Source organism: Cohnella massiliensis (genome assembly GCF_900169535.1).
In the GTDB taxonomy this organism is placed as follows: Bacteria; Bacillota; Bacilli; order Paenibacillales; family Paenibacillaceae; genus Cohnella; species Cohnella algarum.
Genome location: NZ_LT821256.1, coordinates 360,783 through 377,485, shown reverse-complemented (window position 1 = coordinate 377,485; position 16,703 = coordinate 360,783). Strand labels below are relative to the sequence as shown.

The following is a 16,703-nucleotide window of genomic DNA, read 5'->3' as shown; positions in this document are numbered from 1 at the left end:
GAGCGCCGGAAGTCCCGCCGGCAGAAGCGCGTTGCGAATGCGAACGCGAAAGCGAAAGCTCATGCCGGAGGCCTCTTCCTTTCGGTTTCGTCCGGAACGGCCGCGGGCAGGAACACCCGAAACACGGTCCGGTAGGCGTCGCTTTCCGCCTCGATCCGCCCGCCGTGCAGCTCGACGAGGCTTTTGACGATGGCAAGGCCCAGGCCGGAGCCTCCGTCATGCTCGGTCCGCGACTTGTCCACCCGATAAAAACGGTCGAAAATGTAAGGCAGGTCCGTCGAAGGAATCGGATCGCCGTAGTTGACGACTTCCGCGACGGCCATTTCCGCCGCTTGCCGGACATGGAAGTCGACCTTCCGGCCGTCTTTGCCGTATGAGATCGCGTTCGTCAGCAGGTTTTCGAAGACGCGCGCGAGGTGGTTCGGATCGCCCATGACCGCGATTTCGCTTTGGGCGGCATGCACGGCGCTTTCCATTCCGGCGTCCTTCAGCGCGAGCCGGTGGTGGACGAGCAGCTGCCCGATCAGCTCGACCAGATTCAGCTTCACCTTTTGCATGGCGATCGCTCCGTTGCGCATCCGGGTATACGCGAACAGGTCATTGATGAGGACGTTGAGCCGCTGCGACTTGTCGTAAGCGATCGCAACGTAGTGGCGCAGCTCCACTTCGTCCCGGTAACGGTCCTGCTCGACGAGCCCGAGGTAGCCGAGGATGGACGTCAGCGGCGTTCGCAAGTCGTGGGAGACGTTCGTGATCAATTCGTTTTTGGTCTGTTCCGCCCGGCGTTCCTCGTCGAGGGAGCGTTTGAGCCGTTCGACGAGACCGTTCGTATGGACGGCCAGCTCCCGAAGCTCGTTCCGCTGCCGGACCGGAACCTCGTCGTCGAAGTTTCCTTCGGCGATGTGGGCGATCGCGCGGTTAATGTCGGCGATGTACCGGTATCGCCGGATTTGAAACAGCACCATGTACAGAACGAAAAAGGCGAAGATGACCGCGAAAAACATGAAATCCGGGAATTGGGCGAAAAAAAGGTCGTAAACCCGGTACAGGAAACGGCGTACGGCTTCGAGCTCCTTCGGGGTGTTGCGGGCCAGGGAGGCGGCCAACGCAAGCAGGACGTAGACGGTACATACGGCGAAAATCGCGCTGAAGACGATATGCCAGATGAGACGCCAGACCATGCGGCCGACCGGGTTAGGGTTCAATTTTGTAGCCGACCCCCCATACCGTCGTGATGAGTTTGTCGCTCGTTTCCTGTTCGAGCTTGTCCCGAAGCTTGCTGATATGGACCATGACCGTGTTGTTGGAATCGAAAAACTTCTCTTTCCAAACGTGCCGGAAAATTTCCTCCGCGCTGAACACCCGGCCCGGATGGCTCGCGAGCAGATACAAAATGCCGAATTCGGTCGAGGTCAAATGGATCGGCTTTCCGTCCGCTTCGACGGTGTGCGATTTTTTGTGAACGCGAAGCGGACCGACGGTCAGCGTTCCGTCTTCCGGGGAGGCGGCCGACAGGGCGGAATTGTACTGATACGACCGCCGCAGCAGCGATTTCACCCGGGCCAGCAGCTCCAGCGGATTGAAGGGCTTCATCATGTAGTCGTCGGCACCGGTGATCAGGCCGAGGATTTTGTCCATGTCCTCCGATTTGGCGCTGACCATCAAAATAGGGATGCCTCCCTGGCGGTCCCGAATGCGCCGGCAAGCCTCCAGACCGTCCATTCGCGGCATCATGACGTCCAGGACGACCAAATCGTACGCCCCCGATTCCAGCTTGTCGAGAGCGTCCTGCCCGTCGTGGGCCAGCTCCGTCTCGAAGCCTTCGTTCTTCATATATATAGCGATCAGGCCGGCGATTTCGCGGTCGTCGTCCACGATTAGAATTCGGCGAGTCAACGCGTATGCACTCCTAACTTGCGGTTTCTTCTCCTTACTATAGCTTAACCGAAGATTTTTGTGTTAGCGGCGGGACAATCTTAAGAATGCTTAAGATTTCAAGTTGGATCCGTAGCGGAGCCGATCGGCGTTCGATTGGCGTTTGTTGCGGAATGTCGTCGTTTGCCGTTATTCTAAAGTCAACGAATCGGAAACCAAATCGCCGGGAGGGTTCGATCGCGCATGTTTGCCCCGCAACGAAGGGAACGGATATTGGAGCTGCTTCGGGAACGGAAGGAAATCGTCGTCAAGGAGCTGGCCGCGGAGTTCGGCGTGTCGGAAGGGACGCTGCGAGCCGATCTCAAGCTGCTGGAGGACGGGGGCAAGCTGGAGCGGACGCACGGCGGGGCGATTCCGGCTGCCTCCCCGGGGCTTGGGCCGGCGGGAATCGAATCGTCGCGCAGCGAGCTGAACCGCGCGGAGAAGCAGGCGATCGGACGCGCCGCCGCCGGTCTGGTGAGCAAAGGCCAATGCGTCATGCTGGACGCGAGCACGACCGCCCTGGAGCTGGCGAAATGCCTCGTCGATCTGGATTATTTGACGGTCGTGACGAACGGATTGAACGCGGCGATGCTGCTCAGCCAAAATCCCCGCATCAACGTTATTCTGATCGGGGGCGTGCTCAGGCCGGGCTCGCGCACCGTCGAAGGGGTGCTGGGCCAGGGAATCCTGGAGGATGTGCAGGCCGACCTGTTTTTTACGTCGTCCGAGGGGTTCACGCTGGAGGCGGGCATGACCGATTTCAGCGTGTACGAAGCCGAGTTGAAAAAACGGATGGCCTCCGGCGTTTCGCGGGTGGTCGCGCTGCTCGACCATACGAAGCTGGGCCGCCGGTCGATCGCCGTCTCGATTCGTCCGCCCGCGATCCATACGCTCGTTACGGACGCGGCGGCCGATCCCGCCTTCGTCAAACGGCTCGAACGGGAGCGCATTCGCGTTATGATCGCGGAATGACGGCAAACGCCGGGAAGAGTCGGAGAACGCCGGCATATGCAGGAGATTTAGCTTTCGTTTATTGACGAATGTCGACGACGGCAAAAACAACCGATCGTTGACATCCGAAAGCCGCCGGTGAGACGATAGAAGCAAGACGAAAAGCAAAGCGGGTGAGAGCGGGCGTGTTGGAACGTTTCGACGGATTGATTCTGGATCTTGACGGCACGGTGTACAAAGGAGCCCGGGCGATAGACGGAGCGGCGGAAGCGATCGCCCGGCTGCGCGCGGGCGGCAAGCGAATCGCTTTTTTGAGCAATCGCGGGAACGCTTCGAGAAGGATGTGCCGCGAAAAGCTGGAACGAATGGGCATCGCGGCGGCCGAGGAAGAGATTATTTTGACTTCGACCGTCATGGCCCTTTATTTGCGGGATGCCGCGCCGGAGGCCAAGGTGTGGACGCTCGGCGACCCGGGCCTGAAGGAGGAGCTTGCGGCGCACGGCGTCCGGATGGCGCAAATGCCGGAGGAGGCGGAATGGCTCGTCATCACGCTTCACGAGACGCTGACTTACGAAGAGCTGAACCAGGCGTTTCGGGCGGTGCGCCACGGCGCCCGGATCGCGGCTACGAATGCGGATCGGACGTTTCCCGGCGATTTCGGCGACTCGATCGACGTGGCCGGGATGATCGGGGCGATCGCGTACTCGACGGGAAAAGAGCCGGAAATCGTCGTCGGCAAGCCTTCGCTGCGGATGGCCGAGGCGGCGCTTTCCGCGTTGGGGCTGCCCGCGGAACGCTGCCTGATCGTGGGAGACAGCCTGGCTTCGGACATTGAGCTTGGCCGGCGGGCCGGCATCGCGACCGCGCTCGTTCTGACCGGATCGACCCGGCTCGAGGACGTCGGCGGGGCGCCGCACCGGCCGGATTTTATTTTGAATTCCTTGCGGGAATTGGATGAACGATTAAAGGAGCGGATGTCCCCATGAACGGAATAAAAGAAAAAATCGCCGCCGCCGCCAGGCAGCTCGGCAACGAGGCGACGGTCGGCTTTCCGGAAGCCGTCGTCGTCGAAGCGGGAGCGCTGAGCCGGGTCGCTCCTTTCATGAAGGAGCGCGGGTACGGGCGTCCGCTGCTCGTCGCGGACGAACATACGCTGGCCGCAGCAGGAAGGACGGTCGCGGCCGGCCTTGCCGGGGCGGGCTTTCCCGAGAATGCGACGCTTGTGAAGCCGAACGCGCAGGGAGACGTCGTCGCGGACGAGGCTTCGATCGTCCAGGTTATCCTCGACTTGCAGAAGTCGGGAGCGGACGCGATCGTCGTTGCGGGCTCCGGAACGCTGCACGATATCGCGAGGTATGCGGCCTATACGACGCGGCTCCCGTTCGTGTCCGTCCCTACTGCCGCCTCGGTGGACGGCTTTACGTCCAGAGGAGCGCCGATCTTGATCCGCGGGGAGAAAATCACCGTGCAGGCGATCGGGCCGACGGCGATTTTCGCGGATTTGGCCGTGATGAGCCGGGCGCCCGCCGCTTTGACCGCGGCCGGATTCGCCGACATGCTCGGCAAATATACGTCCCTGTTCGATTGGAAGTTCGGCAGCTTGACGGCCGGCGAATCCTATAACGAAGCGGTGGCCGGCATTACGGAGCAGGCGCTGCGCGATTGCGTCGAGCATGCGGACCTCATCGGCCGCCGGACCGAAGACGGCATTCGCGTGTTGACCGAAGCGCTGATCGACTCCGGGCTGGCCATGCTCGTCTTCGGGCAATCCCATCCGGCCTCCGGCGCCGAGCATCATCTGTCCCATTACTGGGAGATGGAGTACATCCGGACGGGAAAGCGGCAGCTGCTGCACGGAGCGAAGGTCGGGGCGGCCTGCGCCGAAATCGCCGGCCTTTATCGCGGGCTCGAGATGGGGGAGTATGCCCCGAACGAGGCGGCGGCCGCCGAGCTGCGCGTCGCCTTGCGGAACATTCCGGACCCGGACGCCCTGCGCGGGCTGCTGCGCCGGGTCGGAGGCCCTTCCTCCGTATCCGAGCTGGGCGTGAGCGGCGAGCTTCTGGCCAGAAGCTTGCGGGAAGCGCACCGGGTTCGCCCGAACCGGTTCACGCTGCTTCGGGCTTATAATGAAAAGAAGGCGGCGGGACAGCAAAAACCGGTTCGATAACCGAGCGGAAACATTGCGAAAATCTTGCGAAAACAATAGGAAAATAAAATAAAAAAACAATGAAAAAGATGAAAAAGAAGCTTTGACACGCGGACCCTTGTTTGGTAGAATCCACCTATCGGACAACTGTCCGCTTTCTTGTTGTCCCTATCGGACAATTGTCCGCAACAGAAGAGTTCAGGCTCGCCCCTGCCGCCGGGGCGACGCTCAGCTCGAAGGAGGAGTATGGCTTGAGTGCCGTAGGCAGTACACAGACAAATGCTCAAAGCATCGACTTGAGCAACATCAGGAGAGGACCAATCGTAGCTGCGCTTATTATCGGTGCGTTCGTTTCGATCATGAACGAAACGCTGCTGAATATCGCCTTCCCCGATTTGGTCAACGAGTTCGGAGTCGCCTTGACGACGGTGCAGTGGCTGTCCACCGCGTACATGCTCGTTATCGGGGTGCTCGTTCCCGTCACCGCGCTTTTGCAGCAATGGTTTACGACAAGGCAAATGTTTTTGACCGCCATGACGCTGTTTCTGGTCGGGACGGTCGTTTGCGGCGCGGCGCCGGTATTTGAAGTGCTGCTTGCCGGACGGATCGTTCAGGCGGTCGGAACGGGTCTCATGCTTCCGGTCATGATGAATACGATCCTGATTATTTACCCGCCGGAGCAACGGGGCGGCGCGATGGGGATGATCGGTCTCGTCATCATGTTCGGCCCCGCGATCGGCCCGACGCTCTCCGGCTTGATCATCGATCAGTTGAATTGGCGCTGGCTGTTTTTCTGCGTGATCCCGTTGGCCGCGTTCTCGGTCATTTTTGCGGCTCTTTATTTGAAAAACGTCTCTACCATTACGAGGCCCAAAGTCGATTTGCTCTCGATTTTGCTGTCGACGGTCGGCTTCGGCGGCGTCGTTTACGGCTTCAGCAAGGCGGGCGAAGAATCGTGGTCCGAACCGGTCGTCGGCTGGTGCATCGGCATCGGGTTGCTCGGACTTCTGCTGTTCGTTTGGCGCCAGTTGAAAATGAAAGAACCGATGCTGGATTTGCGCGCGTTCAAGTATCCGATGTTCTCGATCGCGACGATCCTGCTCATCGTCGTCATTATGACGCTGTTTTCGACGATGGCGCTGCTTCCGTTTTTCCTGCAGGGAGCTCTGCTGTACACGGTGTTTAAATCCGGCCTGATCATGCTGCCGGGCGGCGTGGTCAACGGGATTATGTCTCCGATCGCCGGCAAGCTGTTCGACAAGTTCGGTCCGAGATGGCTCGTCATTCCCGGCCTGGTGCTGGTCAGCGCGGCAACCTGGACGTTCAGCGGCATTACCGCTTCGGCCGGCGCGGGCTATGTCATTTTCCTCCATATCGTCATGCTGATCGGGATCTCGCTCGTCATGATGCCTACGCAAACGACGGGATTGAACCAACTTCCGCCCGAGCTCTATCCGCACGGAACCGCGATCCTGAATACGCTCCAGCAGGTGTTCGGGGCGATCGGCATGGCGTTGTTTATGAGCGTTCTGTCCTCCGGGCAGAAAAGCTATTTGGCCGAATCGAGCAATCCCCAAGCGCCCGAAGAAGCGGTTCAAAGCTTGGTGGCGGGGCTGCAGGACGCCTTTACGCTCGGCGGCATCTTCGCGATCGCGGCGCTCGTCATCTCTTTCTTCTTGAAGCGGGTGCGGACTGCTCAAGAGCAGGCGAAATCGTTCCATTAATCCGCGAAAGGGAGTGAGAGGAATGTCGCGCAGAGAAAGTACGGAGATGTTGAATGCGGAAATTCTGCGGACGGCCCAATCCCTGTTCAACGATTTTGGCGTCGAGGCCGTCAGCATGCACCAGATCGCCAAAACCGTCGGAATCGGCCAAGGCACGCTTTACCGCCGCTATTCCAACAAAGGCGATCTGTGCAGGTCCCTGATGAAGGACAAGTTCGACCGCTTCATGGAGGAAATCGAAACGTATTTGGAGCGCAGCAAGGAACGTCCCGTCGAGGAGAGGCTCGGGAAAATCATCACGGATTTGATCGTTTTTACGAACCGCGACATGGAATGGGTACGGACGATGCTTTCTTGCGCCAGGCTTGAAGATACGAGAGACCAATTGTTCGAAGCGCCCCCGTTCAAGTTCATCCGGGGGACGATCCGGAAGCTGCTCGCAGAAGCTCAGGACGAGGGGAAGCTCATTCCCCTCGATCCCGAGTTTACGTCCTGCGTGCTGGCCGCTTCGTCCTTGACGCCGGAAATGATGTTTTATTTGCACGAATCGGGCTACAGCTCGGAAGAGATCGCGGAACGATTGTCGCAAACGTTTTTGGCCCCCTTATTTATTCGATGAAATTCGCTCCGTCAAAAACGACGTTCTCCGCCCTTCGGACGACGAGTCGTTTTTACTTGGTGAACAAAATCACATTCTTTTCGTTTTTTTGCAAAAAATCCATTCAAGTTTGTGGCGAAAAGGTGTAGAATAGACACGAAGGTTCGACGTCTGCCCGTGTTTATGCGAAAGACAGGAGGGTGCCGGAACCGAATCGTTTGCAAACTTGACGCAAGAGCGCCGCGTTTTTTCGGTTCTTCATGTGAAATTTGTTACAATGTTCGGTTTCCAGCCCTCGATTTTTGCATTGGCCGACAGGCACGAAGATAGCAACCATACTGACATCCTTGCAAAGGAGGACGCTCCCGTATGTCCGAAACAGCTGTTTCCCAAGAAACGCTTGCCGAGCAAGCCGAAGCGCAACGCCAACCGGTCGATGTATTGGATCAACTGATGAAGCCCGAGGTCCAGGAGTCGTTGACCACCTTGGTGGAAAATCTGCCGAAGCTGGCCGAATTGGTCACGCTCATGACCAAAGCTTACGATTTCGCTCAAGCCGTCGCGACGGACAAAGTGCTGATCAACGATTTCGCGCAAGGAATCGGAGAAATGGCCAAGCCTGTCGTCGACAAGGCGAAAGGCATCGCATCCGCCGCGATCGAAGCGAACGACCGCGCGCAGCAAGATTCCGCAACGATCGGATTGTTCGGATTGCTCAAGCTGCTGAAAGATCCGCAAGTGCAAAAATCGTTCCGCTTCGCGCAAGCTTTCCTCAGCGTGCTCGCCGAACGTCAGCAACAGCAACCGCGCCCGTAAGACAGACCCGAAACGCATAAGAACGGAGGATGGATATGTCGAAACAAATTCTGATTCTGGGCGGAGGGTACGGCGGTTTGCTGGCAGCCCTGACGGCGCGCCAACACCTGAGCGTTGCGGAAGCCCAAATCACGCTTGTGAACCGTTTCTCGACGCACCAAATCATTACCGAGCTTCACCGTCTTGCCGGCGGCACGATCGGAGAGAAAGCCGTCTCCCTGCCGCTTGAAAAACTGCTGAAAAACAAAGGCGTCAACATCGTCGTCGACACGATTTCGGAAATCAAGCCCGACGACAAGAAAGTGACGGGAGCCAGCGGCGCTACGTACAAGTACGACGCGCTCGTCGTGGCGCTCGGCAGCGAAACGGCCTACTTCGGCATCCCGGGTCTTCAAGAGCACAGCTTCGTGCTCAAGTCGGTCAACGACGCGAACCGCATTCGCGCGCACGTCGAAGCCGAACTGGACGCCTACAAGAAAACGGGCGACAAAGCGCACGCGACGTTCGTGGTCGGCGGCGGCGGCCTGACCGGCGTCGAGCTGATCGGCGAGTTCGCCGACAAGCTGCCGGAGCAATGCCGCGCCAAAGGCATCGACTTCAACGACATCAAGCTGTACGTCGTCGAAGCCGCTCCTTCGATCCTGCCGGTATTCCCGCCCGAACTGGTGGCCCGCGCCGTGGAAAGCCTGTCCAAGCGCGGCGTGCAATTCCTGACCGGCGTCGCGATCACGGAAAGAACGCCTTCTTCCGTTTCGCTCAAGGACGGCAGCACGATCGAAACGAATACGCTCGTCTGGACGGGCGGCGTGCAAGGCAATCCGGTCGTCGCCAATTCCGGCCTCGAAGTCAACCGCGGCCGCGCGACCGTCACGGAAACGCTGCAATCGACCTCGCATCCGGACGTGTTCCTGGCGGGCGACTGCGCCGTCGTGTTCCCTGCCGGCAGCGAACGGCCGTATCCGCCGACCGCGCAATTGGCATGGCAAATGGGCGAAACGGTCGGCTATAACCTGTCCGCGTACTTCAAAGAAGGCAAAATGGACAGCTTTACGCCGGTATTTTCCGGTACGCTCGGCAGCCTCGGCCGCAAGGACGGCATCGGCACGATCGGCGCGAGCCAAACGCGCCTGAAAGGCCTGCCGGCCACGTTGATGAAGGAAGCGTCCAACATCCGCTACCTGTCGCACATCAACGGCCTGTTCACGCTGGCGTATTAATCGCATACAGTTAACGGAAGAGGGCGCCGAAGGGCGCCCTCTTTCGCTATCGGCGGCGGGACAAAATAACAAAAAACCCTTGGGGGAAACAAGGGCTTCAAAGACGGCTATTTTTTTAAGCCAAGGGGGCTGGCCCGTGATTTTGCATAAGGGCGAAACGCTGTTCCGGCAAGGCGAGTCGGGTCCGCTTTACCGTCTTCGGAAAGGCATGCTCAAAATCGTCCGCCTGCACGAGAACGGGACGCCGACGCTCGTCAATCTGATCGTGCCGGGAGAGACGATCCCGCACCATTCGCTGATCAGGGCCTATGTTGGATTTTGTTCAATCAAGGGGGCGGAAAACGGGGAAATCGCGATCTGGAGTGGATTTTATCCAATGAGTCACTTGGGATTTGGGCGAATACGCCAAAAAGGTCTCGCCAGGTTGGACAAAATCCAGCGAAACCGGAAAAAAACGCGAAAAAGCCCGTTTTGCTTGGAAAAAATCCAACCAAGCTTTCCCCGGCCTTGCGCCATCCCGCCTAATTCCGCGCCATGCTATGTCCCCCCCCTCCCGCGAAACCCGCCAAAAGGGCAATGCGCGTCACCCGGTCGTCTTTCCCGGCAAAGGGCGCAAGGGCCGGCCGGAGCGAATGTGGGCGACCCCTTCCTGGCACAGGCCTAACGGTTGCCAGGGGCAGTCGTGACAGAACCGATCGATATCCCGGGGCCGGACATGCTCCGTCACCCGGCCGACAATCTCGGTCCAGCTCGCATTCAATCCCGGTCTCAATCCGAGCTTGAGCAAAATGTCCCGATCTTTCCGGTATACGCTTTCGTTATGGCAGTGATTCGGCTGATCGGCCGGAAAAGCCCGGCAGATGTCGTCGGGACCTTCGATGATGGCGATCGGGGTATCGGGATCCGCGCGAAGCGTTTCGTAGACCGAGGTCATGTTGACGCAGAACTCTTCGGAATATCCCTTGCCCCTGAAACCTAGCAGACAGAGAAGATGATGGCCGCGCAGTCTTATCGTCATTTTATCGTTTCCGCTCCTTGACGCGAGCGTCCCTTGCGATTTGCGGGAAGATTCGCAAGAGGCGGCCCGAGCCTTCGTTCATGACGGGGACGATGCCTTCGGCAGCGTGACCGACTTCACTTCGTACATGCTGACGGTCGTGTCGAGCAGATAATCCGGCTTCTCCTGGTTGCGCGAATTGCGGTGTCCTTCGATATGGGCCGGGCTTTTCTCCCATGTTTTCCACGCTTCTTCGGATTCCCAGCGGACGACGACGACGACCTGCTCCTGTTCTTCAACTTTGCGCGCCTTTTTGATCATGACGCTCAAATCGATAAAGCCCGGAATATCGGCCATCGGATGGTCCGGCCTGCCGAAGCGTTCCGCTACCTGACCGGCAAATCCGGCCTTGACGGTAATTGTCCTCATTTGAACCAACATGCGGCTCACTCCTTGCTGTTCATAAGAATAAAGTCGGTATGAAGGCTGCTTTGGTTATCGGGGCTGGGGCCGCGGGGGAACGCAGCCCCAGTAATGTCATTCTAGATGAAAATCATTCTCAATGTCAAATGAATCTGGATAAAAAAAGGGGGCCGCCCGAAAGGCTGACCCACCCCTTATGCATCTAAACCCCTGCGTACGGACGCTGCCGCTCCAGTTGAGTCGTAGCAACTCATCTCAACCCGTCAAACGCATAAAGCCGCATGCAATTGAGCAAAAATGACTCATCTTGCCCCCTGCGGCACGGACGCTGCCGCTCCAGTTGAGTCGTGGCTACTCATCTCAACCCGCCTTGCGTGAACAGCCGCTCCTTTTCGCCGATCGGGCCGCGTCTCCTTCCATGCGCGGCCGATCGTCCGCTTATCCTTTGACGGCGCCGGCGACGACGCCTTTGACGATGTGCTTTTGCAGGAACATGAACACGACGATCGAAGGCAGAACGGCCATCACCATGGCGGTCATCGCGTACTGCCAGTCGGACGTGTATTGGCCGACGAAGGTGTAGGCGGCAAGCGTCAGCGTTTTCGTCGACGGCGAGCCGTTGACCATGAGCAGCGGAAGCAGGAAGTCGTTCCAGATCCACATGACGTCGATGATGATGATCGTCGTCGTGACCGACTTCAGCAGCGGGAAGATGACGGAGAAGAACAGCCGGAAACCGGACGCCCCGTCGATCGTGGCGCTTTCGTCGATTTCTTTCGGGATGCCTTTGACGAACCCGTGATAAATAAAGACGGCGAGCGGAGCGCCGAAGCCCCAGTACAGAATGCCGAGCCCCCAGGTGCTGTCGGAAAGATTAATATTTTTCGCAAGCTGGAGCACCGTGAGCATGATCGATTGGAACGGAATGAGCATCGGCATGATCAACAGAAAGTAGACGATCGAGCTGAACCGCGATTTCGTCCGCGCCAGCTTGTAAGCGGCAATGGACGAAACGAGGATGATCCCCGCAAGGCCGAGCACCGTAATGATCGCGTTGTTCAGAAACAGCCGCGGATAGTCGATGAAATTCCAGACGTAGGAATAGTTTTCGAAAGCCAGGCTTTTCGGGAGGGCGATGACGTCGGTCATGACCTCCTGAAAGCTTTTAAGCGAGTTGATGATCGCCAGGAACAGCGGGTACAGAAACAGCAGCGACAGGAGGAACATGAAGATTTCGAGCACGATTTTTCCCGCTTTGTTCGATGTCATCAGGCTTCAACCTCCCTGCGCTTGAAGATGGTCAATTGGATGATCGTGATGATCAGGACGGCGACGAACAAAATGAGCGCTTTGGCCGTGCCGTAGCCGTACAGGTTGTTCTGGAACGTGTCGCGGTAAATGTCGTAGGCGACGCTGTACGTCGTGCCGCCGGGGCCCCCGCCCGTGAGCGACAGGATGACGTCGAATACTTTGATCGAGTTGGTCAGCGCCATGAAAACGGAAATCGTGATCGACGGCGCCAGCAAAGGCAGCGTGATGTTGAAAAAACGGCGAATCGGTCCGGCTCCGTCGACGGTGGCCGCCTCCTTCAGGTCGTCCGGAATGGATTGCAGGCCGGCGATGTAAATGACCATGTAGAAGCCGATCGATTGCCAAATGGAAACGAACAAGACCGAAATGAACGCCAGGCCGGGTTCGCCCAGCCAGCTGAGATTAAAGATGCCCCAACCCGTGCTTTCGCCGAGCGATTCGAACCCTTGCATGAAAATGAATTTCCAAATAAAGCCGACGATGACCAGGCTCAGGATGTACGGAATGAAGAACGCCGCCCGCAGCCACGTCGAAGTTTTCAGCTTCATGTCGAGCACGAGCGCAAGCAATATGGCAAGAACGTTAATAATGACGATGTACAACACCGCATACTTGATCGTAAACCAGGACGCGTTCAGGAAATTGGCGTCTCCCGAAAAAATTTGCTTGAAGTTATCCAGCCCGATAAATTTCGGATTTTTGGAAATCCCGTTCCATTGGGTCAGGGAGTAGCGAATCGTCATCGCAAACGGAATATAAAAAGCAATGGCGACACAAATCAGGGCCGGCCACGTGAAGAAGCCGAACTCGACTTTTTCGGACCATTTTCTGCCGATTTTGCGCATGGGTGCACCTCTTTTTCGTCACAGTTTTCAAACGGGCTGCCGGCCGCCTGGGCTATGCAGCAGTCCTATTTCAGCTATAATGCATTATAAAACAGCGGTTTTGGCGTCAAAATGGATTTAAATAAACAGTTAAGGGTAAAAAGGTGAACTGTGCGCCGTTCAAGGGGGAGCGATGGCCAATATTATCAAAAGGCTGAGCAAAGCCGTATCGACCATTCGGGATCGCATGACCAGACGTTTGGTCAACAAGCTTATTTTGCTTTTTACGTCCATTATCATACTGGTCGTCGCTTCGCTCACCGTCATTTCGTATCAAATGCTCGAACGGGAAGCGGTGGAAAGCAGCATCGCCAGCACGCGGAACAATCTGCTGCTCGTCAATCGGAATCTGGAAAATTACCTGGCCGAAATCGAGCAATTGTCGCTTCCGCAGATCCGATACGACGAGATTATCGCCGCCATCGCCACGGAGGAGACAAGCTACAGCTCGCGCATGTATTTGGAGAACTATTTGCGGACGTTGTATTATTCCCGCGGCGACGTCGAGAGCATTTCGCTGTACCTGGTCGAGAAGCAAAGGGTTTACGTGCTGACGCGCGAGGCGTACAACGTGACGGTTCGCGTTCGCGAAGATCCGGGCATCGAGGAAACGCCGTGGTATAAGGAGACGCTGGCCAGCGACCGGAATCGGGCGTACGAGTCGTTTTTCGACAATGCGAGCCGGGAGGCGGTTCCTTCCGGAAGCTTTATGGCGTACCATCGGGTGCTGCGTTCGCTCGCTTTGCGCGAGCCGCAGGCGGTCATTTCGTTCTATATGAATCCGACGGCCAAAGACAAGCTGATGGAAGACGTTCCGCTCGGCGAAGGAGAACATGTGCTGCTGGTCGATTCGAACGGCGTACCTTTTCACGCGGACGATCTTGCCTTTTACGAAACCGTCCGGGACGCGGGCCTGCCGGACAAGCTCGAAGCGAACGCGAAAGACCGGCTCGCCTGGTCGAACGGCAAGGAGCGGTATCTCGTCGTTGCCAACGAAGGAGAGCGCGAAGGCTGGCGCCTGATCAAAACGATCCCGTACAGCAAGCTGTACGCAGCCGCCGAAACAAACCGGAATATCAGCTATTTGATCGGCTTCGCGTTTTTGCTGCTGTCCGTCGTGCTGGTGACGTTTCTGTCAAGCGCGATCACGAAGCCGCTCAAAAACCTGTCGCATCAAATGAGGCGGTTTAGCGAAGGCACGTTCGATGCGGAGGCGGAAGTGAAGGGGAGAGACGAAATCGCGTACTTGACCCGGCATTTCAACCAAATGGTCCGGCGCACCAACGATTTGATCAATGAACGCTACAAAAGCAAGCTTGTCGAAAAAAACGCCATTTTAAAAGCGCTCGAAGCGGAAATCAATCCCCATTTTCTGTACAACGCGCTGCAGGCCATCTCGACCAAGGCGCTCAAGAACGGGCGTTACGACATTGCCGACATGGTAGATGCGCTGGCGCAGACGCTTCGCTACTGCATAAGCGGAAAAGACATTGTGCAGGCTAGGGAAGAATTGAACCATATCGAGCGGTATTTGGGTTTGCAAAAGGCAAGGTTCGGCAGCCGTCTTCAGGTGGAGATCGAATGGGACGATTCGCTGATGGAGTTGGAAATTCCGAAGCTGTCTCTTCAATCGCTGGTCGAAAACTCGATCAAGCACGCCCTGGAAAAAGTATCGGCTCCGGTTACGATCGTGATCAGCGCCGTGCTGGCGCCCTCGCACGCGGTCATCACTGTGCGGGACGACGGGCCCGGCATTGCGCCGACGCGGCTGACCGAAATTCTGGATTCGCTGGAAACAAAGTGGGAGGATCGGGAAACCGAAAATATCGGTCTCGTCAATTTGCATACCCGGCTCAAGCTCCTCTATGGCGACGAGGCCGGGCTCGGCATCGGAGCAAACGACAAGGGGACCGAGATGAGCATGTGGATACCGCGGGGGGACGGCAAGAATGGTTAAAGTTCTCATCGTCGACGACGAAGAGCCGGTTCGCGAGGCGATCCGGATTTTAGGGGATTGGAACGGGCTCGGCGTGGAGGAAGTGCTCGAAGCGACGAACGGGCGGGAAGGGCTTGAGCTGCTGAAGCAGTTCAAGCCGGATATTGCGATCGTCGACATGAAAATGCCCGAAATGAACGGCGTAGAGTTTCTGCAGGCGGTCGAGCGCGAATTTCCGGATTTGTTTACGATCGTGCTGAGCGGCTATAACGATTTCGAGTTTACCCGTCAGGCGATCCGTTCGAGGGCGGTCGATTATTTGCTGAAGCCGGTCAACCGTCAGGATTTGAACCAGGCGCTTATTGGCGCGCTTGACGTCCTGAAGGCCAAGAGGCAGGACGAAAGCGAGTTTATTAACCGCAATATCGCGCTGAATATGTCCTTGCCGAAGCTGAAGGAGAAAATCTATTTCTCCATTATCGAAGGAACGTTCAAAAAGCAGCCGAACGAAACGCTGCTTCCGCTTATCGGCGCCGACGACCCGGACAAGCGCTTCGCCGTCGCGGTCGTTCGGATCGTCAATTTGGACGAAGCGAGCCGCTCGCGGTTTCACAACGACCTCGAGCTGCTGCATTTCGCCGCGGCGAACGTTTTGAACGAGACCGCCGCGGAAGACGGCGGCGTGCAAGGCTTCGCTTTCGCCAATCCGAAGCAGGGGCGCGAGATGATCGCCGTTTTTACGATGTCGGGCAGCTACCCGGAAGATCTCGCTTACCGCTCGTTTCATGTCATGAAACGGGCTTCGGCGACGCTCGCCCGACTGCTCGGCATTCGCATCGCGGCCGGTATGGGGAAGCCCGCCGACGCCGCGGGCGGCATCGCCCGTTCGTACGAGGAAGCGAAGTCGGCCTTGAACGACATCGACCTGCTGAGGCTGAAAGGCGGCGAAGTCGTTGCCGGCAAGGAGAATCGGGGCGGCGCCCGCGAAGTGTTTTCGATGACGGGCCGGATGCCGCTCATTCGCAGCGCCCTCGAGGCGGGCAACCGGAACCAGGCCAAGAGCGCGCTCGGCGAATTTTGCAAAAAAATCAAGAGCTCCGGGGCGTTCGGACTTGGCGACGCGGAGCGGACGCTTCAGGAATTCGTTGTGCTTATGAACGATATGGCGCTCGAGCTCGGCGTTTCGCAGGAGAAGCTTCCGGCCGGGGACAAGGGGCTGCTTGCGGCCGGCATCGCGACGGATTACGATTCGGTCGAGCAATTCGAAGAACTCATGCACCGGATATTGGACTATTACGGGGAGCAAATCCGGTTATTGACCGCGCTGGAGCGGCCGTTTCAAGTGGCGGACATCAAAGAGTACATCGATCGCCACTATTTCGAAGATATCAAAATTTCAATGTTTACCGAGCGTTACTTTCTGAGCCGCGAGTATTTGATGAAGCTGTTCAAGCAGCAATTCGGGTTTGGCATCCACGAATACGTGCAGAAGGTGAGAATGGAGAAGGCGAAAGAGCTGCTGAACGATTCGGAGCTGAAAATCCAGGAAATTTCCGAAATGCTGGGCTACAAGGATAAAAACTATTTCAGCAAAGCGTTCCGGAACTACTATTCGATTTCGCCGACCGAATACCGGATGACGCGGACGAACGGCTAAAAAGTGAACCGCTTCGAACGGAACACTTTTTTACCCTCAAGACGCCACTTATCTACATTTTTATCGCCGGGCAATTTCTTTAGAATAGGCTTCGAGATCAAACAATCAGGAAAGCGGGGACAAAGA

15 protein-coding genes and 1 pseudogene are annotated in these 16,703 nt (G+C 57.4%); 10 read left to right on the top strand and 6 right to left on the bottom strand.

What is annotated here, in order from left to right:
* Positions 1–59: 59 nt before the first annotated feature.
* Both B7E11_RS06355 and B7E11_RS06350 read right to left on the bottom strand, forming a co-directional pair.
* Positions 60–1,205: a sensor histidine kinase gene (locus tag B7E11_RS06355; protein WP_080832751.1), complete on the bottom strand. Its 1,146-nt coding sequence runs from the start codon at positions 1,203–1,205 to the stop codon at positions 60–62.
* The gene (locus B7E11_RS06350) at positions 1,195–1,896 is read right to left on the bottom strand and encodes a response regulator transcription factor (protein WP_245809635.1); all 702 of its coding nucleotides are present in this window, start codon (positions 1,894–1,896) and stop codon (positions 1,195–1,197) included. The genes B7E11_RS06355 and B7E11_RS06350 overlap by 11 nt, the downstream gene beginning before the upstream one ends.
* Positions 1,897–2,118: 222 nt before the next feature.
* On the opposite strand from B7E11_RS06350, the gene B7E11_RS06345 reads away from it, so the two are divergent.
* From B7E11_RS06345 to B7E11_RS06310, 8 genes and pseudogenes are all read left to right on the top strand, one after another.
* Positions 2,119–2,889, top strand: a complete 771-nt coding sequence (locus B7E11_RS06345) for a DeoR/GlpR family DNA-binding transcription regulator (RefSeq protein WP_080832749.1) — start codon at positions 2,119–2,121, stop codon at positions 2,887–2,889.
* A gap of 164 nt (positions 2,890–3,053) precedes the next feature.
* Positions 3,054–3,854: an HAD-IIA family hydrolase gene (locus tag B7E11_RS06340; protein WP_080832820.1), complete on the top strand. Its 801-nt coding sequence runs from the start codon at positions 3,054–3,056 to the stop codon at positions 3,852–3,854.
* Positions 3,851–5,035 (top strand): sn-glycerol-1-phosphate dehydrogenase, encoded by a 1,185-nt coding sequence (locus B7E11_RS06335; protein ID WP_080832748.1) that lies wholly within the window; start codon positions 3,851–3,853, stop codon positions 5,033–5,035. The genes B7E11_RS06340 and B7E11_RS06335 overlap by 4 nt, the downstream gene beginning before the upstream one ends.
* Positions 5,036–5,304: 269 nt before the next feature.
* The gene (locus B7E11_RS06330; protein WP_425430055.1) at positions 5,305–6,738 is read left to right on the top strand and encodes an MDR family MFS transporter; all 1,434 of its coding nucleotides are present in this window, start codon (positions 5,305–5,307) and stop codon (positions 6,736–6,738) included.
* Between the two features lie 22 nt (positions 6,739–6,760).
* Complete coding sequence (locus tag B7E11_RS06325; protein WP_240353164.1) at positions 6,761–7,357, top strand: TetR/AcrR family transcriptional regulator; 597 nt, start codon at positions 6,761–6,763, stop codon at positions 7,355–7,357.
* 348 nt (positions 7,358–7,705) lie between these two features.
* Positions 7,706–8,152: a DUF1641 domain-containing protein gene (locus B7E11_RS06320; protein ID WP_080832746.1), complete on the top strand. Its 447-nt coding sequence runs from the start codon at positions 7,706–7,708 to the stop codon at positions 8,150–8,152.
* 35 nt (positions 8,153–8,187) lie between these two features.
* On the top strand, positions 8,188–9,369 hold the full coding sequence (locus tag B7E11_RS06315; RefSeq protein ID WP_080832745.1) for an NAD(P)/FAD-dependent oxidoreductase: 1,182 nt from the start codon (positions 8,188–8,190) through the stop codon (positions 9,367–9,369).
* A gap of 136 nt (positions 9,370–9,505) precedes the next feature.
* Positions 9,506–9,670: pseudogene (locus B7E11_RS06310) on the top strand (cyclic nucleotide-binding domain-containing protein); the annotation flags it as partial.
* A gap of 282 nt (positions 9,671–9,952) precedes the next feature.
* Here B7E11_RS06310 and B7E11_RS06305 read toward each other — a convergent pair.
* The 4 genes from B7E11_RS06305 to B7E11_RS06290 all read right to left on the bottom strand — a co-directional run bounded on the left by B7E11_RS06305 (position 9,953) and on the right by B7E11_RS06290 (position 12,945).
* On the bottom strand, positions 9,953–10,387 hold the full coding sequence (locus B7E11_RS06305) for a DUF1284 domain-containing protein (RefSeq protein ID WP_080832744.1): 435 nt from the start codon (positions 10,385–10,387) through the stop codon (positions 9,953–9,955).
* Between the two features lie 78 nt (positions 10,388–10,465).
* Entirely contained in the window at positions 10,466–10,807 is a 342-nt protein-coding gene (locus B7E11_RS06300; RefSeq protein ID WP_080832743.1) for an antibiotic biosynthesis monooxygenase family protein, read from the bottom strand.
* A 420-nt stretch (positions 10,808–11,227) separates the two neighbouring features.
* Positions 11,228–12,058, bottom strand: coding sequence for a carbohydrate ABC transporter permease (locus B7E11_RS06295; RefSeq protein WP_080832742.1), 831 nt, complete (start codon positions 12,056–12,058; stop codon positions 11,228–11,230).
* Positions 12,058–12,945: a carbohydrate ABC transporter permease gene (locus B7E11_RS06290; protein WP_080832741.1), complete on the bottom strand. Its 888-nt coding sequence runs from the start codon at positions 12,943–12,945 to the stop codon at positions 12,058–12,060. The genes B7E11_RS06295 and B7E11_RS06290 overlap by 1 nt, the downstream gene beginning before the upstream one ends.
* 172 nt (positions 12,946–13,117) lie before the next feature.
* Between B7E11_RS06290 and B7E11_RS06285 the strand changes: the two genes are divergently transcribed.
* Both B7E11_RS06285 and B7E11_RS06280 read left to right on the top strand, forming a co-directional pair.
* Complete coding sequence (locus B7E11_RS06285) at positions 13,118–14,941, top strand: sensor histidine kinase (RefSeq protein WP_080832740.1); 1,824 nt, start codon at positions 13,118–13,120, stop codon at positions 14,939–14,941.
* On the top strand, positions 14,934–16,577 hold the full coding sequence (locus B7E11_RS06280; RefSeq protein WP_080832739.1) for a response regulator: 1,644 nt from the start codon (positions 14,934–14,936) through the stop codon (positions 16,575–16,577). The genes B7E11_RS06285 and B7E11_RS06280 overlap by 8 nt, the downstream gene beginning before the upstream one ends.
* The last annotated feature ends 126 nt before the right edge of the window (positions 16,578–16,703 follow it).

Bases quoted from the DNA above. Each gene is read 5' to 3' on its own strand.
- B7E11_RS06345 (WP_080832749.1), top strand. From the start codon at position 2,119: ATGTTTGCCCCGCAACGAAGGGAACGGATATTGGAGCTGCTTCGGGAA.
- B7E11_RS06335 (WP_080832748.1), top strand. From the start codon at position 3,851: ATGAACGGAATAAAAGAAAAAATCGCCGCCGCCGCCAGGCAGCTCGGC.
- B7E11_RS06325 (WP_240353164.1), top strand. From the start codon at position 6,761: ATGTCGCGCAGAGAAAGTACGGAGATGTTGAATGCGGAAATTCTGCGG.
- B7E11_RS06320 (WP_080832746.1), top strand. From the start codon at position 7,706: ATGTCCGAAACAGCTGTTTCCCAAGAAACGCTTGCCGAGCAAGCCGAA.
- B7E11_RS06315 (WP_080832745.1), top strand. From the start codon at position 8,188: ATGTCGAAACAAATTCTGATTCTGGGCGGAGGGTACGGCGGTTTGCTG.
- B7E11_RS06305 (WP_080832744.1), bottom strand. From the start codon at position 10,387: ATGACGATAAGACTGCGCGGCCATCATCTTCTCTGTCTGCTAGGTTTC.
- B7E11_RS06300 (WP_080832743.1), bottom strand. From the start codon at position 10,807: ATGTTGGTTCAAATGAGGACAATTACCGTCAAGGCCGGATTTGCCGGT.
- B7E11_RS06295 (WP_080832742.1), bottom strand. From the start codon at position 12,058: ATGACATCGAACAAAGCGGGAAAAATCGTGCTCGAAATCTTCATGTTC.
- B7E11_RS06290 (WP_080832741.1), bottom strand. From the start codon at position 12,945: ATGCGCAAAATCGGCAGAAAATGGTCCGAAAAAGTCGAGTTCGGCTTC.
- B7E11_RS06285 (WP_080832740.1), top strand. From the start codon at position 13,118: ATGGCCAATATTATCAAAAGGCTGAGCAAAGCCGTATCGACCATTCGG.
- B7E11_RS06280 (WP_080832739.1), top strand. From the start codon at position 14,934: ATGGTTAAAGTTCTCATCGTCGACGACGAAGAGCCGGTTCGCGAGGCG.